The organism is Pseudoalteromonas atlantica, from assembly GCA_007988745.1.
Lineage (GTDB): Bacteria > Pseudomonadota > Gammaproteobacteria > Enterobacterales > Alteromonadaceae > Pseudoalteromonas > Pseudoalteromonas atlantica.
In genome coordinates this window covers 39,344-60,194 of the sequence record BJUT01000021.1, presented here as the reverse complement: position 1 = coordinate 60,194, position 20,851 = coordinate 39,344, and the positions used below count along the sequence as shown (strand labels likewise).

17 protein-coding genes are annotated in these 20,851 nt (G+C 40.4%); 4 read left to right on the top strand and 13 right to left on the bottom strand.

Annotation, left to right across the window (positions count from 1 at the left end):
• Nucleotides 1-251 (top strand): hypothetical protein (locus PAT01_RS20240; protein WP_318299747.1); only part of this gene is annotated, 251 nt, incomplete at its 5' end.
• A 75-nt stretch (nt 252-326) separates the two neighbouring features.
• Here the strand turns inward: PAT01_RS20240 and PAT01_RS10680 are convergent.
• The gene (locus tag PAT01_RS10680; protein WP_154945451.1) at nt 327-2,690 is read right to left on the bottom strand and encodes an alkaline phosphatase D family protein; all 2,364 of its coding nucleotides are present in this window, start codon (nt 2,688-2,690) and stop codon (nt 327-329) included.
• Nucleotides 2,691-3,096: 406 nt separating this feature from the next.
• Between PAT01_RS10680 and PAT01_RS10675 the strand changes: the two genes are divergently transcribed.
• The 3 genes from PAT01_RS10675 to PAT01_RS10665 are packed head-to-tail and all read left to right on the top strand — an operon-like array spanning nt 3,097 to nt 5,962.
• A complete protein-coding gene (locus PAT01_RS10675; RefSeq protein WP_154945450.1) occupies nt 3,097-3,801 on the top strand; it encodes a hypothetical protein in 705 nt (234 codons plus the stop codon).
• 5 nt (nt 3,802-3,806) lie between these two features.
• Nucleotides 3,807-4,037 carry a hypothetical protein gene (locus PAT01_RS10670; RefSeq protein WP_154945449.1) on the top strand — a complete coding sequence of 77 codons (231 nt, stop codon included), beginning with the start codon at nt 3,807-3,809 and terminating at the stop codon, nt 4,035-4,037.
• Entirely contained in the window at nt 4,034-5,962 is a 1,929-nt protein-coding gene (locus PAT01_RS10665; protein ID WP_154945448.1) for a CRTAC1 family protein, read from the top strand. Before PAT01_RS10670 ends, PAT01_RS10665 begins: the two co-directional genes overlap by 4 nt.
• A 228-nt stretch (nt 5,963-6,190) precedes the next feature.
• On the opposite strand, the gene PAT01_RS20370 is transcribed toward PAT01_RS10665, so the two are convergent.
• The 12 genes from PAT01_RS20370 to PAT01_RS10610 all read right to left on the bottom strand — a co-directional run bounded on the left by PAT01_RS20370 (nt 6,191) and on the right by PAT01_RS10610 (nt 20,689).
• Nucleotides 6,191-6,418, bottom strand: coding sequence for a ThuA domain-containing protein (locus PAT01_RS20370; protein WP_404821038.1), 228 nt, complete (start codon nt 6,416-6,418; stop codon nt 6,191-6,193).
• The gene (locus PAT01_RS10655; protein ID WP_154945447.1) at nt 6,372-7,343 is read right to left on the bottom strand and encodes a TonB-dependent receptor plug domain-containing protein; all 972 of its coding nucleotides are present in this window, start codon (nt 7,341-7,343) and stop codon (nt 6,372-6,374) included. The genes PAT01_RS20370 and PAT01_RS10655 overlap by 47 nt, the downstream gene beginning before the upstream one ends.
• A 5-nt stretch (nt 7,344-7,348) precedes the next feature.
• Nucleotides 7,349-7,603, bottom strand: coding sequence for a hypothetical protein (locus PAT01_RS10650; protein WP_154945446.1), 255 nt, complete (start codon nt 7,601-7,603; stop codon nt 7,349-7,351).
• Nucleotides 7,604-7,715: 112 nt separating this feature from the next.
• Nucleotides 7,716-10,982: a TonB-dependent receptor gene (locus PAT01_RS10645; protein ID WP_318299748.1), complete on the bottom strand. Its 3,267-nt coding sequence runs from the start codon at nt 10,980-10,982 to the stop codon at nt 7,716-7,718.
• 8 nt (nt 10,983-10,990) lie between these two features.
• Nucleotides 10,991-11,182, bottom strand: coding sequence for a hypothetical protein (locus PAT01_RS20235; RefSeq protein WP_318299746.1), 192 nt, complete (start codon nt 11,180-11,182; stop codon nt 10,991-10,993).
• Nucleotides 11,183-11,390: 208 nt separating this feature from the next.
• Nucleotides 11,391-13,736: an alkaline phosphatase D family protein gene (locus PAT01_RS10640; RefSeq protein ID WP_154945445.1), complete on the bottom strand. Its 2,346-nt coding sequence runs from the start codon at nt 13,734-13,736 to the stop codon at nt 11,391-11,393.
• Nucleotides 13,737-13,803: 67 nt separating this feature from the next.
• Entirely contained in the window at nt 13,804-14,832 is a 1,029-nt protein-coding gene (gene galE, locus PAT01_RS10635) for a UDP-glucose 4-epimerase GalE (RefSeq protein WP_154945444.1), read from the bottom strand.
• A gap of 10 nt (nt 14,833-14,842) precedes the next feature.
• Nucleotides 14,843-15,997 (bottom strand): galactokinase, encoded by a 1,155-nt coding sequence (gene galK, locus PAT01_RS10630; RefSeq protein WP_154945443.1) that lies wholly within the window; start codon nt 15,995-15,997, stop codon nt 14,843-14,845.
• Nucleotides 15,994-17,049 carry a UDP-glucose--hexose-1-phosphate uridylyltransferase gene (locus tag PAT01_RS10625; protein ID WP_138576760.1) on the bottom strand — a complete coding sequence of 352 codons (1,056 nt, stop codon included), beginning with the start codon at nt 17,047-17,049 and terminating at the stop codon, nt 15,994-15,996. Before PAT01_RS10625 ends, galK begins: the two co-directional genes overlap by 4 nt.
• Nucleotides 17,050-17,060: 11 nt before the next feature.
• Nucleotides 17,061-18,149 (bottom strand): glycoside hydrolase family 117 protein, encoded by a 1,089-nt coding sequence (locus PAT01_RS10620; protein ID WP_138576762.1) that lies wholly within the window; start codon nt 18,147-18,149, stop codon nt 17,061-17,063.
• A gap of 9 nt (nt 18,150-18,158) precedes the next feature.
• The gene (locus PAT01_RS10615) at nt 18,159-19,097 is read right to left on the bottom strand and encodes a sugar kinase (protein ID WP_138576764.1); all 939 of its coding nucleotides are present in this window, start codon (nt 19,095-19,097) and stop codon (nt 18,159-18,161) included.
• Nucleotides 19,094-20,689 carry an MFS transporter gene (locus PAT01_RS10610; RefSeq protein ID WP_138576766.1) on the bottom strand — a complete coding sequence of 532 codons (1,596 nt, stop codon included), beginning with the start codon at nt 20,687-20,689 and terminating at the stop codon, nt 19,094-19,096. Before PAT01_RS10610 ends, PAT01_RS10615 begins: the two co-directional genes overlap by 4 nt.
• Nucleotides 20,690-20,851 lie beyond the last annotated feature (162 nt).

Here is a 20,851-nt window from a genome sequence, read left to right as displayed (position 1 = left end):
AAGATACTATTTGTACGAATGTAGCTCAGTTGGTTACAGCGCTACCTACTCTCTATGCCCACGCCGAAATCGCTGGTTCGAATCCACTCAGTCGTACCAAATTTATTCTGACTTCTTTGAATAAATTACATTTAAGAATCCCTATATGTACGAATGCAGCTCAGTTGGTTAACGCGCTTCCTAATCTTTATGCCCCGCGCCGAATTCAGAACCGCATTATTGAAAGAGCTAAGGCATTATTTTTTACTTAAAATTGCGTCAATAAAAACGGCGATAGAATATATCAACCGCCGTTTTAAAAAGTACACGAGTAATTTTAACCTGAATTAACTTAACAGGTTGTTACCTTTGTTCTCTTGCTGATGAATGGTTACAGGCCAGCCCGGGAACTGATTACTTGCTTTACCATCGTTAACATCGACTAAAAATCGATAGGCATCCATTGTGTAAGTGAGATTGTCACAATCAAACGTAATAAAACCAAAACCACTGCCTTTTTCATGCGCTTTCACATAGCGGTTATTTGATTTTCCAACCTCTGGATTACCAACTGCATAGACATAAATCTTGTTGCCAAAGGTGTCATTATATTCGCCTGTTTCGGCAAGTCCGTGTGCAGGGCGGTTTTGGTAAGGCATATTCATCGAGTCAGGTTTCCACCACCTTGGCCAACCTGCTGAAATGGCAGGCGTACAAAAAGCCCAATTACTATCTCTTTGTTGATTTACACCATATTGCGATAAAGAACCTAAATGGGTATCGCCACAAATATGTAACGCCATAGAGTCACGCATTGCATCAATTGCACGGTTACGCGCAGAGGCAGGCCAACCACTTGAGTCAAAATCATATTTTAAGAAACGATCTGGCAAAGGCTGATGAGTAGAAATAGCAGCGAATACGGTTTGGCTTAATACCGCCTTTAATTTATGCCCGCGCCAGTCATTACCCCACGCTTTAAGAAAATTCTCTTGGCGATTTCCTAGCAGATCCAAACCAGGAGGATTGAATAACGGGTTATAATAAAGCGGATCTTCGTCTTGCCCTGTTTCTCCTACCGAAACATTAATACGCTCCGGGCCACTTTTCCATTGCCTATCGGCAAGAATGGCAAAACCAACACCGCCGTATAGCATCGCCCCATAATAAGAAATAATGCCATTCGTTGGTGTAGAGTCATAAGGATCTGGGTGATGGTTAAGCGTTGTTTTATGTACCATATTAACCACCCGCGCAGAATCTATGTAACCGCCTAAAACACTTGCTGAAGGGTCTTTTGCAATATTTTGCATTTTTGCGCCCCCCTCACCCCACAAATTCCCTTGCAGTACATCGTGATCATCAGGTAAACAAATTGTCGGTTGATTACGCATGACTTCTTTAAAAGACCAACCAAATTGATAAAATTTGCGTAAATAGTTTAAAATTGCCAAATCATCCGGCGTACGAATAACACCAAAGCCCCCATGGCTTTCATAAATTTGATCGCCAGAGAAAAACACTAAATCGGGGTTTAATTTTTCGACATTTTGCGCAACAGGTTGGTACGGAAAGCCATAATCATTTTGACAGGTCAATGCAGCCATTCGTAGCGTATTATTGCTTGGGTTTGCTTTTATAATCCCTGAATATATATCTGGTGTGTGTGTACCATCGCTGAATTTCTCATGATATACAACTCGAAAAGGCGTATCTTGTTTCTCATCCCAATTGGCAATACGAAAAGTCGCCAACCAGCCATCATGGTCAATACGCTGTGAGTCGATAGCAATCCATTGATTGTCACGTTGTACTTGCAGCTCTAATTGTTGATTGTCTTGCTCACCTATTGGTCCTGTGTAAGCACTCAATTTCATCACAAAACCTTCATGACTTAATGTATCGCTCAACGAATACATAGTCCAAAGAATAGGGCCAAATGTCTGTTCATTAGTAACAGAGAACGCTTCACCTTGCATAGCCCAGTGGCTAAATTTATAACGTGCGCCTAATTTATCTTCTGGCACATTTTCATAAGTAACAGATTGAATTGAGAAATTACTCACTAGCGCGACATTACCTAATAGCTCTGATGCAGGTACCAAATGGGTAACCGTACCGATTATATTTTCAGTTGATGTTAAACGAGCCGTTAGCTCTAACGCCATAGCACCTGATTGAGGAGTCCCAGAAAGTGTTAAAGTAACGGATTGATTCTCTAACGGAATTTTTAAAGGCACAGTGTTGTTACCCAACACTAAATCGTTATTTTTGATACCGAGGTCGTATCCCTGTTGAACAAAACAGTTACTGCGGTATTCATTGAGCTCACTTTTAGCGCCAAGACGAATACCCGCGCCTCCATCGTTATTATTTTGCTCTAAACGCGTAACCTCCACTGACATGGAAAAAGCTTGATCAATATTCGTTATTTGATGTGTTAGAGAATGAACACTGCGATTCCCCCCACGAGTTATACATTCAGCCGCACCGTTATTCACACGCCAATCTTCCATCGGATTAGCCCAATACTGTTTGCCAAGCCAAACTCTATTATACGTTTTATACCAGTTATCACGGTGAGCCTTGTTACCGCGAGTAAAGGTTGAAGTCATAGCACCTAAATGACGAGTACAACCAGAGACGCCAGTTGCAACAACCCCAGCAGCAAACATTTTGAGAACTGAGCGACGAGATATATTTTTATTCATAATTTTCAATCTCACACATTGAATATTGTTAACAGTAAACAAAAGATATATGTTTTCGTTAAAAATATCAGCATTTGTTTTCATAAAAACATTAAGAAATTATATAAACTTCATTCAAATGTAAGATTACATGTTTTGAAGACCCTATTTCACCCGCAATAACACACGGTTCAACATTGATTTAGTCCCTTATATTTAAAACGTTTGCTATTTACTCACGCACCAAGATAAAACATTTAACTAAACGCTGAGCACCCAACTTTATGCTTTGCCTTATTATTGCACTAATTAATGGTTGCTATTTGATCACAAAAAAATGTAACCTAAGTAAATTGTTGACAATTAACATTAAACTTAACTTGTTATGTCATTCCTAAATAACTATAAAATAAAGACACGAATTTTAATGCTAGTGCTTATTCCATTACTAACTACAGGGCTTATATCAGTTGAAAAAGTACGATCTTCTTTGGCGCAGCAGCAGAGGCTCGCTTATCGACAAAACGCGCTAACAAATACTAATCAGTTTAGACAATTCATTACTGAGAACCAGCAGCCAGTTAAGCAATTTCCGACCTTGAATAACCACGTAGAAATAATCGATAAACAATTAAGCGATCTGCAAATAGTCAGACAAGTAGCTGATGAAAAAAATCACCTAAGTAAAGCATACATAGCGCAATTTGGTCGAGAAGTTGAAACGATGTATGAAATTAACAATCTCATCCGCAAACTATTAATGACATTGAGTGAAATTGTGGTCATCACCAGTAGTGTCGAACGCTCATTTCACGATAGCTTTATAAATACTGCAAGCAATACACAATTAGATGTATACACATACGGAGAAATTTTCAGAAGTGCGACCGCAGTGCAAACTTATAATGGCCTATTTTATAATTTTGCCACTGCAAATGCACAATCTGCGTTTACTCAAATGACGCAAAACGTGAGCTATTTAAAGTCTGAAGAAGTGACGCTACAAACCCGTGAAAACATCTATCAAACAATCAATAAACCGCTAAATATCGCTGGCATTTATTGGCCAGAGGTTGTTAAAAATGTGTCAGCCATACAACAGCGCACCATTGAAATGTACTTAAAGAGCTGATCGACATGGCCCTGCAAATTGCCACAGCCACAGAAGAACAAACATCGGTGTCTAATTTCATCAATGAGCAAATAACCTTAATCAACACTGATGCTCAATCTGTAGCAAGTACTATCCAAAGTAACCTACAAACGGTCGATAACTTAGCTAATATTGTTGAAAACTTAGAAAGCTACATTTATGAGTTTACTTTGGCTACGCCTACACCAACACCTTATAAGGAGTATTTTCTATGAGCAATACAGTATTTAAACTCAGTGCTATCTCCATTGCACTTTGCATCACAGCTTGCAGTAATCAAGATACCAGCATGCAAGCTAAACCTAAAATAATGTTCGATGATGTCTCTGTCGAAGTGGGATTAACAACTGATAAAAATTGGAAGTACGGCGGCCCATCCTTATCTGATTTAAATAACGATGGCCTCTATGATTTATTACTAACTAATCATGACTCTACGCCTGTTCAGTTATTCTTATCAAATAGTGATTTTAGTTTTACCAAGCAAGCTGATATTTACTCACGAGTTGACTTACACGGCATGGCCAGTGGCGATTACGATAATGATGGCGATAATGACATTTTATTATCATTAGGCGGCGGTAATGGCCTTAGCCCGCAACCACAGCGGTTATTACAAAACAACCAAGGTCAATTTACTGATGTTACAGCGCAAGCTGGCTTATCAGAAATGGGAGCGCGAGGACGTTCTGTTCGGTGGATTGATCTAGATAACGATGGCGACTTGGACTTTATGCAAGTTAACGCTGAAAAAATGGTGACAGAGCAAAGCCCCCGTAACATTTTATTTGAAAATAACGGCAATGGTAAATTCGATTATCACCCTTCCCCCGTCTTTGAAAATTTAAATAGCGAGCGCGTGCTGATCACTGATTTTAATAACGATAACATTCCTGATATTTTCGGCTTTAATGGTTACAGCCCGTTAGTAATTTTACAAGGCAACAATGATTTTAGTTTTACCGATGTCACAGCTAAGGTGTTGCCACAATCACTCGATACAACGGGTACTTTAACTCTCGCCCATGCCGATATCGATAATGATGGAGATATGGACTACTACCTTGCTAGGGGCAAATTACATTACACCATCGCCAATAATAGTATTTCATACAATGACCAACTAAAGCGTTTAGACTTACGAGACGAAGGCAATAAAAGTCATGATGGCTTGAGCCTAACAACACAGGGGGATTTGATTCTAAGTGATTTTTATCATTTTCCTCGGGGCAAAAAAATGAAAGCTATGCCAGTCTTTTTAGGTGCCGAACAGGTACCCATCAATACGCCAGTTTCAGATCAAAGCATCGCTGCAGATCAAGCCCAAGGATTTGCAAAAAATATCAATAAAACAGGCTGGTATATTGGTCATTTAGGTAACAACAAATGGCGGGTAGAATGGTATTTAGCGGATAATTTAGCATGGGATGTGCGCGCTTCGTTCAAAAATGTCACTAGCTATAACACAGATTGGACACCACAAGATCTGGCATTAAGTGATATTTTACTACGTAACGATAAAGGTCAACTTACGGATATATCAGCGCAATTACCAAAACAAACTATTGATAATAACTGGGGCGTGGTGCCGGGTGATTTTAATAATGACACTTTAATTGATTTCGTGGTGTATCGATTTGGCCATTTAAAACAACGCGTGGCCGATGTGATGCTTATTAACCAAGGCAATAACCAATTTACTAGCCAGCTATTAAATTCAGCCACCAGCGAGTTAAATCAAGATTCTCATGGCGATATGGGCGCAGCATTTGATTACAACCATGACGGTAAGCTTGATCTGCTCAGTGGCGATGACGACAACGGTCGTTGGCACTTGTATAAAAACACCTCAGCGATGCTTAATAACCATTACAGCTTAGTGCGTATCGGATATTCGCCATCAGGGATTGATGCAATGGGGGCTAAGGTTGAAATAAAAACGGCCCAAACGACCCAATATCAAGTTGTCGGTTCGCACAGTGCAAACCACTCACAAAGTTTAATGAACATTACCCATTTTGGCTTAGGGAGTGATGCTAACATCAAGGCGATTAATGTCATTTGGCGTGATGGCAGCAAACAAGTATTGCGTAATCAACCCGCAGACCGTTTAATCGATATAGGTAATATAAAATACTGATAAAAAGCCCCAATTTTGGGGTTTTATAATATTTAACAGCTGTTTTATCCCATAAGGGTTATCACTTTTTCCAACTTAAATTTGAAGTACCTTCAAAGCAATGATGTCGATTATTGATAATAGTTAAGTCTCTATTAAGCAAATAAAAATTACGCTGAGCCTTTGTTAATGCAACAAGGTAAATATCATCAAATATTTTAATTTGGATTTCATAATCAATGCATTGGCTTAATCTTTTACCTTGCCTGTCGCTGCCCATTCCACCCCACGGCGCATAACATTTATAAAGTGCTCATCTTCGAATACTTCAATGCCATGCCCTAACGTCGTGTGAAACACTCGACCTTGATGATACTTGACCGTCATCAGCACAAGCTCATGGCGTCCAAATCCATTGAATTTTTTATCGTCAAATGCACTTGCTAACACAGTTAAAATTGGCAAACACTTGCTCATTGAATTCATAATTTGCGCCTAATTTCCATGTCGTTTGATTACCAAAATCTTTGGTGTTGTCGTATCTAATACCTGAGAAAACCGTTAATCTATCCACTTGCCACTTGGCATCTACAAAGCCTGCGAGGTTTTCTCTATCTATGTCATATTCGCTAGGCAGATCAAACACAACCATTTGTCCCATATCAGTAAAGGTATGCATTTGCGTACTGCCGTTGGTTTCACCCGATTCTGATTTAAAATCAATACCCACAGTGACCAGAGCATGGTTAAACTGCAACCCATTTAAAAATCGTAATTTGTAGTACGAGTAGTCGTTCTCAGAGTAGCTTGGTGGCGCTGAAAAATAAGGTGCTATACCTGGTGATTTTAAACTATCTGACGAGCTGAAAACTTCTGCCTGCAATGCTAACTTATGACTTTGTGAAAGCACTTGATTATGACGTACACTACCTGAATATACTTGGCCTTGTTTGTCATCTTTTATCGAGTCTTGAGCATATAAAATGCCGCCACTTTGGTCTGCAAGCGCTTTTTGTTGATAATCGCTGAAACGAACACTCAACTTAGTCTCACTGTCGTTATTATATCTAATGACACTGTGTGCATTCAGTTCAATAGATTCTTGCTCATCACCAGTAGTCGAGTCGTCACTATTGATTGCCGTTACACCTATTTCTGCGCTATCGAACGCGACTGTCGCCGTCGCGGTTTGTGAACCATTATCAAAGGCACCGGCCGAAACCAAGGTGTTACTGGCATCAGCATCATAGGTAATAAAATTGATCACACCAGCAATGGCATCAGAACCATAAATTGACGATTGTGCGCCTTTAATCACTTCTACACGTTGAATCAAGTCTTTCGATAGCGTACCTAAATCAAAACTGCCGCCACGACTGTCCAATGGGTTATTTATTTGCACCCCATCTATCTGAACAATAACGAAGTTTGTTTCAGCACCACGTAAAAAATTTCTTGGCTTACACCTGATTTTTCAACTCGAATTCCTGGCACCAAGGTTAATATATCGAGTGCCGACAACCCTGCGATAGTGTCTATTTGGCTCTTTTCGAGTACGAATAGTGAACTCGGTTTTTGATTTGCTTTTACGGGATAATAATTACCGTAAACTTGCAGCTGCTCAATCTGCGCGTTAATCGACGCGACAAAGATAAATGACATTATTGTCGCACGCATCATTAATTTCATTTGATAAAACATTACAACCCTATTTTTTATAACTAAACCAAAAAACCCGCAGCAATACTGCGGGCTACGTACTTAGGCAAAATAGTTAGAAATTAATACGGGTATTAAGTCTAAATGTACGTCCGGTATGGTATTGATAAACCGTACGTGATTTAGTGGCTTCACCTTCAAGTGGGCTCCCTTCATCAAAGGTTACACCACCCGCTTGTAAGAAACGGCTAGTGAAATATTGTCTAACGCCTTCATCTGTTAGGTTAGCGACTTGAATAGAAACACTGATATTATCATTCACTTTATAACTAGCTGAGAAATCAAGTGTTTGACGGCCTTCTTCCCAAAGCGAACCATTCTCCCATGAGCGTTGAACTAACTGATCAGTTGTACCTTGATACGATAAACGTAACTGGTGACCGTTTTTCTCCCAAAAGCCGGTTAAGTTGTAGCTATGCTCAGGGGTATAAGCCACCGCAAGTGATGGAGCTTTGATATTACTGTCAATTGACGACACTTCTTGCTCATATTCACTGTCTTGATATGTATAGTTAGCCTGTAGACCTAAACCAGACCAAATCCCAGGGAGTGAGTCATATGTTTGCATGTACTGTAATTCAAGACCTTTGATTGATGCACCTTTACCATTTTTAATACGTGTTGTATTAAACTTGGCACACATTTGCTCTAAATCACCTGAGTACATCCAATCTTCTTGATAATCTGTGCTACCTTGAAAGCGCTTAGGCATACACCCTTCTAAGCTATCTTGACCAGCAATCAGTACGAGATCATTTGGATCATAGGTTTCGCCTTCTGTTAAACCTACATCACGTAAATCATCCATGTAAGTAACGATAGTTTCTGACTCTTCAAAGTTCGTCATATCTTTATAAAATAAAGTAGCCGCTAATAAACCTGAGTCATTAAAATACCACTCATAAGATAAATCGAGGTTAATTGACTCTAAGGGATCTAGCTTAGGGTTAGTCAGGGTGATCGAGTTATTACGATTATCGCCGCCCCATTGGGTTTCGGATACTTTAAAGCCAGGGCGAAGCGAATCAATTTGTGGGCGTGCCATGGTTTTTGATGCCGCGAACCGAATAATAGTGTCTTCACTGTATAAGTAATTAACATTTAAGCTTGGTAAAAATACATCATACTCGTGCTCATCAGTTACACTGAAAGAACGTAAGCTTCGGTCCTCAGTTGGTAATAAATTACCATTTTCATCAAACTTGCGTTCGCCATACACATAGTTCTTCTCTGTTGATACATCAGAATGACGCCATAACCACCATTCAGATTCATTCGGATTACCTTGAATAGCATTTGGATCATGGCATGCACCTTGGTCAGCAATAACAACATCATCTGTTTTGTCATTTGTACCTAATGTATCATAACCTAAACCATCAACCCGTGACCAGCGTGCTTCTTCATCATAGTTAGTACCATAAAAACGCGTAGCTTCACATAGTGGTAGGCTGGTATCACGTAACTCAGCTAATTTAAATGGGTCCATTAAGCGACCAGCATTTGACGGGTCAAACGCAAATTGCACACCTGAAGCGCCTTGTACTTCAACTTCAGTTCTCACATAGCGAACACCCACATCACCAGTAATCTTGCCGTCCATTAACTCAAAGTTTAGCTTTGTATAGAGCGCTAAATTATCTAATTCTGTATTACGGGTATTTGAATCATCTGTATTAAATGCAACTTCGCTACTACCTTGAGCAACTTCAAATGCCTTAAATGCTGAAAACTGATTCCAACCATCTGTAATGCTATCACGGCCATAGCCAAGGCCCGCCATAAAGTCATCAACAGGGAATTCTCCACCATCGGTTATCATTTCCCCAGTAATATCACGCAAGCCGCTTCCCAGTACTGCAGGATTGCCAGTGTAAGGATTCAATACTACGACCCCTTCACCTACCGTACTAAATGAACCTACTTGCGCATCGACATACTTAGTACGATTAGACCACTTAGCACCAAACTCAATCGAACGAAAATTATCTGAATCAAGCACGTAGTCAAAGTCGATAAATAATGATTTTTGTGTATCTTCAACTTCATTTAATGTACGGCTCATATATGAAAGATGCTGGGCTCTTAACTCATCCGGGTTAAAGCCGGTTGTACTATAGTTATCCCACACATTTAGAGGATCACCAAAGTTATCATTTGGGCCATAATCAATTAAACCCTCACCTGAAACTAAAGTACATACCGAGCTACTGGTACAATCATAGCCCACAGGCTCTATATCTTCTGGCGGTACGTTATTTATTATCCACGCATTAATATTGCCAAAATTTTGTAATGCCACATACACAGAGTTATTTGGAATTTGCTCTGTTTTTGAGTAACCAACACCCGCATCCATAGTCAAGGAGTCACTAAAATTATGCTTCATATCTAAAGAGAATATTTGATTCTTGTTTTCAAAATCACCTTCAGATTGTACTAAGCCACCATCTCCAAAACGATTTACAAATTTTGTGAATGTATTGGTTTCTAAATCAATGGTACGCCAATCTGCTTCTGGATCTGTGAATATAGCAGGACCTGTGCCACCTAAGCCTGGATCAACACCTTCCACTAAGTTTCCATACTGATTCGAGCGAGTATTAATGCCATGCATTGAGTTTTTTATATCTTGGTTACCGATAATCGCATTAAAATTAAACTCCGTTTTTTCTGAAGCTATCCACTGCAATCCGATATTAAAATTAGTTCTATTACTTTCACTTTCATGGTATTCATATTGCGTTGTTTGAGGCGCTATACCTACAACATTTTCGACAATATTACCGTTGGTATCTGTTGCAAGAGGCGACTCTGTTGCAAACCACTGTGTTGCAGAGTATTGATCTTTACGATACGCATTGGTTTCTTTGACAGCCGTAAAAACAAAACCAAAAGTATCGTCAAAGAATTTTCTTGAAAATGTGCCCGAGACTTTATAGTTATCTTCTTCTGATAAGTCGTTATAACGACCTTCAAGCGTCATGGTGTTTATTTCATAATTTAAATCAAGTGGCTTGGTTGTGGTCAAATTAATATTCGCACCTAATGCACCTTCTTCATGATCTGCACTTGGGGTCTTTACGACTTCGATTTTTGATAAGATATCTGATGAGTACTGAGATAAATCGACACCTTGGCTATAGCCCGTTGAGCCGAGCTGTACACCATTCATACTAATATTATTTTGCTGAGAGTTAGCACCACGAACAGTCACTCGTGCGCCTTCACCATCTACTGTCTGTACTGACACACCCGTTACACGTGAGAGTGCATCGGCAATGTTTTGGTCTGTCGATTTACCAATATCCTCAGCGTTAATTGAATCAACTACGTTTTCAGCAAAACGTTTATCATTAATTGATTTTTTACACTTGCAGCTAATCCACTTACTTCAATAATTTCAATATCATCTTCAGCTTTTGTTTTTTCATCTTCTTGTTGTTGTGCATAAATCAAATTCGAAGCAAATAGCGCTGCTGTCAATGCGCTGAGTTTAAATGTCTTCTTTATTATCGTCATGTGTGTGTTCCCTGTTGAAGGATTTATTATGTTGTCAGATTGTTATTTTGTAAACATAGTATGAACAGCAACTCATTGTCAACTGTATTTTGTTAACAATATAAAGTTAATTCTAAAAAAGCGAAGCTGCTTTCACGCTTGCTTCGCACTCTTTATCACGGTTTCGCTAAATTAAAGGGATTCAACGTTATTTATAAAGTCAGTTAAATTATTTGTTAAATTTTTTAACATAAGGCCAACCTGCAAATTGTTTACCCGTTGCAGGGTCGGTGCGCCACTCCCAACACTCTAATTGATAGTGTTGCTGCTTGTGATTGACCTTGATAATGCCATAGCCTTCACTTTTGAGCTCTCGGTCGGCCAAAAATTTGCCCCAGCTGTTATTTTGTTTAGCAAACTCTAGGTGGCTAATTTTTGGATTTGCCACCGCTAATACACGCATTTTATTACCAAAGGTATCAATAAATTCTCCCGTATTTCTATCCTTATTGCGTTGATTTGTGAGCGCTGGTTTAGGCTCAAACCAACGCTGCCAAAATGCGGCACTGGCAGGACCGGCAAAAAATAAACTACCATCATCGTAATCTTCAATGCCTTGATAAGCTAACAAGCCTAAATGCTGATCACCGGCAATAACCAACGCATTGGCTTCACTGACCAACTTAACTGCCCTGGTTCTACCATCCGCTGGGTAACCATTTGAATCAAAGTCAATAAGAGCTTCCCCTTTTTCATCTGTCTGTGGTGACCCCCATATTGATGCCGTAATACAAATTTTAGGTTTACCTGGGTGCATGCTTTGCCAAGCTTTTAAAAATTCCTCTTGGCGTTGACCTAATAGTTCACCCGTTGTTGCAAGTTTGTCTGCTTTATAATCCGGTGGAGATTTAAATTTACGATCCTCTACAATGGCAAAACTAATTCCACCATATTCAAATGTGGCGTAAGCCACTGGAATGCCATATTTAATTGGTGTAGGGTCGTACGGATCCGGGTTATGCCCATGTTGAATGCGATAAACCATTCTGATCAAATCTTTATCCCATTTAAAGCCACCATCTTCTTCTTTTGCTTTATCTGAGTTTTCACCACCATCTCCCCACAAGTTACCTTGCAATACGTCGTGGTCATCAGCAAGGATGATGGTTGGTTTGTCTTTTATGCTGTCGGCAAACGCCCAATACCATAAATACCATTTATATAGGGTATCTAGCTTGGCATCAGGTGTGTGGCGGCCATACCGAGTTGGGTAAGTTTCATAGTATTGGTCACCACAAAAGACATACATATCGGGATTATGATAAGCAGTATTTTCTATCAGTTCAGTATGGGGAAATAAAATATTGTCTTTAGTGTAGCGTCCAAGTTCTCGCTCTGTGGCGATAAGCTTAGTGTAATAGGTATTATCAAGGCTTTTCGATGTAGGTATAATGCAAGAATACAGTGCAATAGCAAACTCTTTACTATTTTGAGGGTCCTTCGCCACGGTGCCGTGGTATAAACTATCGCGCGCATTATTTGGGTCAACTATACGGTATGAGTGAGTGTGCAAATAATCCCAGCCAGTGACTCTAAAGCGCGCTACGTAGCCATCTTCAATCTTTGCATTGGCAGCTAATCGCCAATTTTTATCACCTTGCGTTTTATATTCTAAGCTTACGGATGGCAAAGCCTGTGTATCAAGCGGCATTAATTGGCACGTTAACTTTAGTACCTCCTTATTTACTGTATACATGCAACCTACAACGGGTCCTAATGTATTACAAATATTTTTAGTTATTTTTGCTCCACCAGTTTGAATCTCACTAAAACCCCAACGCGCGCCATCTCCTAGGGGTTCAGAGGAGCTTAATAAAGAAATGCCGCCTTGTAATTGCTCGCTTGGTACTTTGTGAAGTAAAGCAAAACCAAGCTCTTGACCACTCTGTGCATCAGTAGCCACTAAACGTATATCAAAATACTCGCTTTCTATGGGATCTATATGGCAATCAAGCGTTATTTTCTTTCCATCTTGATACTGCTTTAAGGTGAACAGGTCTCTATTAATTGTCTCAAATTTAAGTGGTTTATTTTCATCATCAAAGCGACGAAACGAAAGCTTACCACTGCTTTCAAATGCTGCAATTATCCCGCCATTGACTCCTCCCGCTCGCTGAACCACTGCAGCTCCTTTAGCGGTTAACTCCCCTTTTCCAACGCCAAGTAAAAATCCACAGAACCCATTTTCACCCGGGGTTAAATTACGTACGGTGGTTTTTAGGCGAGCGCTTTGTAAAGAGCTATTGAGCTGCCTAGTTAATAACGAGACGGTGCGTGCTTCAAAGCTTTTACCTTCTCGTATACATATGAGCTCATTCCCTTCGCGCTGCCAATCTTGAAGTCTGTTTCCCCAAAAATGCGCTCCTAACCATACTTGCTTACTCAGCATGTTGTTATCTATAGGTGCTGTTGATACTAAATCTCCTCTGTAGGAGGCAAATAGCCCAGCACAGCCATTTAACATACTTGAGCCAATTAAGCCGGCACTGAGTTTTAAAAAACTTCTACGCTTCATTTAATCACCTGTATTATTGCGTGTGAGTTAAACTGCGTTGTATAAAAAGTGTTTATACAAAAGGGAGTTATACACCTAAATAGCCATTAGGATTATTGCTTTGCCAACGCCATGTATCTTTCATCATATCTTCGAGAGTATATTTGCATTGCCAGCCTAAAACAGACTGGGCTTTAGATGAGTCAGCCCAAAAAGATGCTAAGTCGCCATCGCGGCGCTTTCCGATCTCAAAGTTTATATCAACTCCGGTATGTTCAATAAACGCTTTTACTATGCCAAGCACAGAATAAGGAATACCAGTGCCTAAGTTAAACGCTTCATATAAGCTGTGGTGTTGCTCGCCAAGCCACTTAAGAGCTTTAATATGACCATTAGCTAAATCACTAACGTGTATATAGTCACGTTCACATGTACCATCTTCTGTAGGATAATCACCACCAAAAATAGCGAGTTTATCAAGTTTACCTACAGCTACCTGAGCAATAAAAGGCATTAAGTTATTGGGAATGCCTAATGGGTCTTCTCCTATTTGGCCGCTAACATCTGCACCTATAGGATTAAAATATCGCAAACTTGCCACTTGGAGAGCTGTGTTAGAGGCAACGATTTCTTGCAAAATTTGTTCGATCATTACTTTGGTTTGCCCATATGGGCTTGCCGCGCGCCCAAGCGGTAAATCATCGGTATACGGGACAGAAGCACCTTGACCATAAACCGTAGCTGAAGAGCTAAAAACTAGCTTATTAACGTTATATTTAAGCATGCACTGGCATAAGTTTAAGGTAGATACCAAGTTGGTATAGTAATATTCAAGTGGTTTTTTTATTGATTCGCCAACCGCTTTTAAGCCAGCAAAGTGAATAACGGAATCAAACTTGTGCTCGCAAAACGTGGCAGATAACTTGTCAGTATCGAGTAAACTAGCATGAATAAATTCTACTTTGCGCTTTGCTAAGGCCTCTACGCGAGTAAGCGCTTCACGACTTGAGTTACTTAAATCATCTATTACAACTACATCAAAACCATCTCTTAATAAGCTTAAAACAGTGTGGCTGCCAATATAGCCCGCCCCACCTGTTACCAGTACTTTGTCCATTTGGCTCTCCTTATGCACTAATAAGTGATACACCTGTTGAAGGTACGCTTGTGTATATTGTTTCTTTTAATCCAGTTTGCTGCTCGTACTGCGATTCAATAGCGTAAATTACATCCTTTACTAAAACCTTAGGAACAAATGCAACCACACACCCACCAAAACCACCGCCCGTCATTCTTACGCCGCCATATGTATTAATTACATTTGCAATAATATCCACAAGAAAATCAATTTCTGGTGTCGTGATTTCGAACAAATCACGCATGGATTCATGGCTTTGCATCATCAGTTTGCTTAATGCTGTGGTGTCGTTATTACTAAACGCGTCCATTGCCTCTAGAGTTCGCGCATTTTCATACACTATATGCTCAACACGTTTTGCAACATCTGCTTTTAAGGTATGCTTTTGCGCCTCAAACTCCTCAATACTAACCTCACGTAAGCTTGATTTAGCTAAGGCCTCAGCACCTTCATAACACTGCTCGCGGCGTAAGTTGTATTCGCTATCTAGCAAGCCACGCTTAACGTTAGAGTTAATCATCAAAATGCTCATGCTTGGGTCAATACCCACTTCAATTAAATCAAGTGAGCGGCAGTCAATACCCAGTGCTTGCCCCCGCTTACCACATGCTGAAATAAGCTGATCCATTATCCCGCAGTTGCATCCCACAAAATTGTTTTCTGCAGCTTGCGCAATTTTGGCTATCTCTTTTCGCTCAATAGACAAATCACATAAATGATTAAACGCATAGGTAATACCCACCTCAAGGGAGGCCGAAGAACTAAGGCCTGCGCCCTGGGGTACATCACCGCTGATACAGATATCGCTACCACTTAGTGTATAGCCGCTTTTTTGTAATTCATTTACTACACCGCGCACGTAGTTACTCCACGTTTGAGTGCTGTGGCTATTAAGCTCAGTATTAATAAAAAACGAATCTGTTTGATTATTACAATCTAGTGCAAGTACATTTACTTTATCGTCATCTCGCGCCGACACCGCAATAAAAGTGGCGTATTCAATAGCGCAAGGTAATACAAACCCGTCATTATAATCTGTATGTTCACCAATTAAATTGACACGCCCAGGAGCTTTAACTATAAAGTCTGCTTCGCGTCCATAGTGATTAATAAAAGCTAAACGTACGCTATGCTCAACATTCATTTCTTGTTCTCTTTATAATGAGTGAGTGATTGTTTTTTTAATATAGTTGCGGCTTGCTCTGGGGTTATATCGCGCTGCGCTTCAGCCATCATTTCATAACCCACCATAAACTTTTTAACAGTTGCAGAGCGTAACAGTGGCGGGAAGAACTGGCCGTGTAATTGCCAACATGAGTCATCTTGGTCATCATATGGCGCACCATGCCAACCCATTGAATAAGCAAATGAACATTGAAACAAATTGTCATATTTGACTGTGATTTGTTTGATCACCTCAGCTAAACTCGCTTGCTGGACTGTTGTTAAATCAGTCATTCTGGTTATCGCAAAGCGCGGTAATAGAAGCGTTTCAAATGGCCACGCAGCCCAATAAGGCACAACCACTAGCCAGTCATCATTGATGCAGACAACGCGCTCCTGTAATTCCACTTCTCGTTTGGCATAATCAAGCAATAAGTTTGACCCATGCTGATGGGTGTATTGTTGTAAGTTAACCTGCTTACGCTCGACTAAGCTAGGTAGCTGGTGTTGCGCCCAAATTTGGCCATGCGGGTGCGGATTAGAGCAACCCATTACAGCGCCTTTGTTTTCAAACACTTGTACCCAGCGGTAGGTCTGTGATAGCTCTTTACATTGCTGCTGCCACGTTGCCACCACATTGGTAATTTCAGCCAAAGACAATTCAGGCAAGGTTTTCGAATGATCCGGCGAAAAGCAGATTACTCGTGCAGTACCGCGCTCAGTTTGCATACTAAATAATGGATCATCAAACGCAACACCAGGTACATCTTCACGTAGTGCAGCAAAGTCATTGGTAAAAACAAACGTCCCTTCATAATCAGGGTTTACTTCACCATTGATCCGAGTATTGCCTTTACATAAAAAACAGTTTTCGTCATAGGCAGGTTTGATTTCATGATCGACACTCTCTTCTTGGCCCTGCCAAGGGCGTTTAGCTCTATGCGGTGAGACCAATACGGATTCCCCTAATAAAGGGTTAAATCGGCGGTGTGGGTGTTCAGTAGGGTCAAATTGGCTGTTTTGATTATTCATTACTGAAAGCCTTAATTACTATTTTGAAATGTGCCGGCATCAAGCACTTGCTTACGCGGTGTAAAACGGCAAATATAATTCCAATTCCAACTAGCATCATATTTATGACACAGCCCCCAGCTAAGACCTGGCGCAGGGTTTTCATCAAAACCTTTGCTTGGGCGGTATAAACCAATGGCTTCAGGCCCGCCTTTAATATGCGCCATTATTTCAAAGTTAATACCGTCTTTTGCAAATTGAATGGTATTTTTTTCAGGGCCGTCGGTTGTCAACAGGCTGGCAATTCCGCCTCTGAAGTTCCATACCACCACTTCATGACCACTGTTAGAGATAGGGTTAAACTCTGATTTTACATACGGGCCCATTACGTCATCAGCAATTGCAACACCATGTTTGATTTCACGCCCGCCAAAGTTCATCCCCTCTCCTTGCGTTTCACCTTTGTAATACAAGTAAAATTTATTTTGGAAAAACACTAAACATGGATCGTGTACTTTATGGCTATCAAAACTGCCTTTTTTACTAACGGCAAAGCGGTTGTCTTCATACCCAGACCACACACCATCTTTACTTGGGCTAACGATTGGCGCAGCTGACTTGTACCATGGGCCAAAAGGAGAATCGGCCTGAGCAATGGCAATATGCTCGTATTGACGGTTGGTATAAGGTGTTTCAACTGTTTGATAAACCAAATAATACTTACCTAGATGAGCAAATACTTCAGGTGTAAATACGGCACGATCATCATATTCACCGGCTTTACCACGTGCAATAGCAACGCCTTGCTCTTGCCACGTAATACTGTCTTTCGATGTGGCATGCCACACTTGTGTTAAATCCCACGGAAATACTTTTGCCTCGGGATCATTTGCATTAAAACCTAACGTTTCGCCTTCGCCTTTGGTGTACCAACAATGGTAAAGCCCATCTATATATAAAACTGATGACGGATCACGGCGAATAACCCCTTCTTGATAAGCAAAATCACCTTTTAATGGTGTTACATCAAACTCTGTTAACCATTGAGGACCTCGGCTGTCATAGCCTCTTTCGATTGCTCGGCGGCTCGCTAAACTTAATTTTTGTTGATTATCAGACATGTCTATTCCTTACTTTGCACTGTTTAATTTAAGCGCTTGGTAAACCTCAAAAGGTAAAATGGCGCCTTGATGTTGCACAACGTGTGAGGCAACTTTATCAGCCATGTGTAATGCGGTTTGTGGTTCATGAAGAGTCATTCTGGCCGCTAAGTAAGTGCCGGCAAAAGAGTCGCCTGCCGCGGTGCTGTCAACTTGCTGTGGCGCAGGATTAAATGAGCACTGTGCCGTTAAGCTATTTTCGCAAAACACCTGCATGCCTTTATCACCGGCTTTTACTATCACTTCATTAACAGCAAATTGTTGGCAATACTGGACTATTTCGCCAATATCCGTGTGGCCAAATAAGGTGTGGTGGTCATCAAGCCCAGGCAATACGAGATCACTGATTTGGTATGCGCGCTCTAACCAGTCAATTGCATGCTCTTTTGATTGCCACATACGGGCACGGTAATTAGGGTCAAACGCAATGGTGCAGCCTTGTCGTTTTAAACTAGCTAATAAATCGAGCAATGCTTGTTTAGATTCATCATCAAGAATGGCTAAACTAATACCACTAAAAAACACCCAATCATTCGCGCCTAAACCTAAATCAAATGGCTTGGCAGCAAACAGTTGCATCATATGTTTAGCAGCAGATTGATTGCGCCAATAATCAAAACCACGCTCACCTTGTTGATCTGTTGAAATCGCGTAGATCCCCACATTATGCGTAGCCGTTTTTATTACTTGCTGAGCGCTAATGCCTTCTTGTTGCCATTTTTTCAGCATGTTGACACTTAATACGTCTTCACCAACCGCTGTAAATAATTCACAATTTAGCTGCTGTGCAAAACGCTTGGCGTAAACTAAAGCGTTATACGTATCTCCGGCAAACGATTGCTTGCATTCACTGATCCCTTGAGGAACCAGCTCCACCATACATTCGCCTATCGCTAATAAAGTACTCACACACCCTCCAATACTTTTTTAGCTGATACACCGGCTAATTGCTCTTCAATTTCTTCAATCGACTTGTTTTTCGTCTCTGGCATAATTTTATAAAGTAAGACAAAACCAATCACGCCACTAATGCTATAAAACAAAAAGATATTCGCCGCACCAAAGTTATTTAATTGCCAAGGGAAAAACTGCTGAACTAAGTAGCTGACAACACTTGCAATAAAGGCAAACGTTGGAATTGCAACACCACGGATACGGGTTGGAAATATTTCAGAAAAAATCACCCACATTATAGGCCCGATTGAAAAATGAAACGCGGCAATAAAACCTGCAATACCGAGTGAAATAAGTGGAGCATTAATTGTTGCCGCACGTTGAATTAAATCACTTTCAAAACCTTGTAATTGGGTTGCAGAGAACACCGTGGCCAAAGCACGTTTAAACTCAACATCACTGTGATATACCTGACCAATTAATTGCTCTAACCCAGTCACTGTATTTAAGCTCGAAAATTCAGCAATATGCTCTGCTGATAGACTATACTCGGCCTGACTAAAGCCGATATAACACATAAATAAGCTCAACGTTGCTGTTGCTAAACCGCCAATCACTAAAGGTCGACGGCCAAGCTTATCAATCAAAACAATAGCCACCACTGTAAACACAATACTAACCAAACCAATTAACACCGCATTTAAAAATGCCGCATCAGTCCCCACACCCAACTGCTCAAACACGGTTGGCGCATAAAACATAATGGCGTTAATCCCAGTGACTTGCTGTACCAATGCTATTGTTAACGCAATAATCACAGCGGCACGAACACGACTATCAAGTAACTGTTTGAATGAAGCTAGATAGCTACCGCTATCTGAGTAGTCGGTTAAACTCGACTTTATAGTCTGCAGTTGTTCAGCGGCCAGCGTACTACATTTGGTTAAGCGTAATAACACTGCTTTTGCACGTGTTTCGTTGCCTTTCATTACTAACCAGCGAGGGCTTTGCGGAATGGTAAATAACAATAAAAACCAAATAACAGCAGGAATAACTTCAACACCCAGCATCCAACGCCATAAGTTATCTTGCATTGCATAAGTGCTGACCCATTGATAACTACTTTGCGAAAGTTCAACGAGTAAGTAATTTGCGAAATAGGCTGCAGATAAACCGACAACAATATTTATTTGGATCATAGAAACCAGCTTGCCACGATACTTAGCTGGGGCTACTTCGCCAATATACATTGCAGCCACTGATAAAGACGTAAATGCCAACCCTCCAATAAAACGTGCAATCACTAACGCTTCGTAACTTTGCGCTAATACCGAAGAAATAGCTGAAAATATATAAATGAATGCAATGCCAATCAGTGTATTTTTACGACCAAATACGTTACATATGTACCCGGTGATCAATAAAGCGAATAACACGCCAAAACCAGGAGCGCTTACCACAGTGCCTATTTGTATATCAGTTAAATTAAACTCAGCAGAGACAAAACGAACCGTTCCTGAGATCAAAGCAGCATCTAAGCCAAAAATAAAACCGCCAAAGGCGACCACCAAGGCGAAAAAGAACACATTACGGTTGCTACCATTCATACATCTTTATCCAATTTTGTTGTTATCATTGTGTGTATTAATTGAGAAATTAACAATCAAAGTATGCCACCCTTAAAATTGTTAACAATTAACCATGAGCGATTCATTTGAGGTTATTTCATAATTAACTCGTATGCAACATATATTTTGAAAAAACTAGCA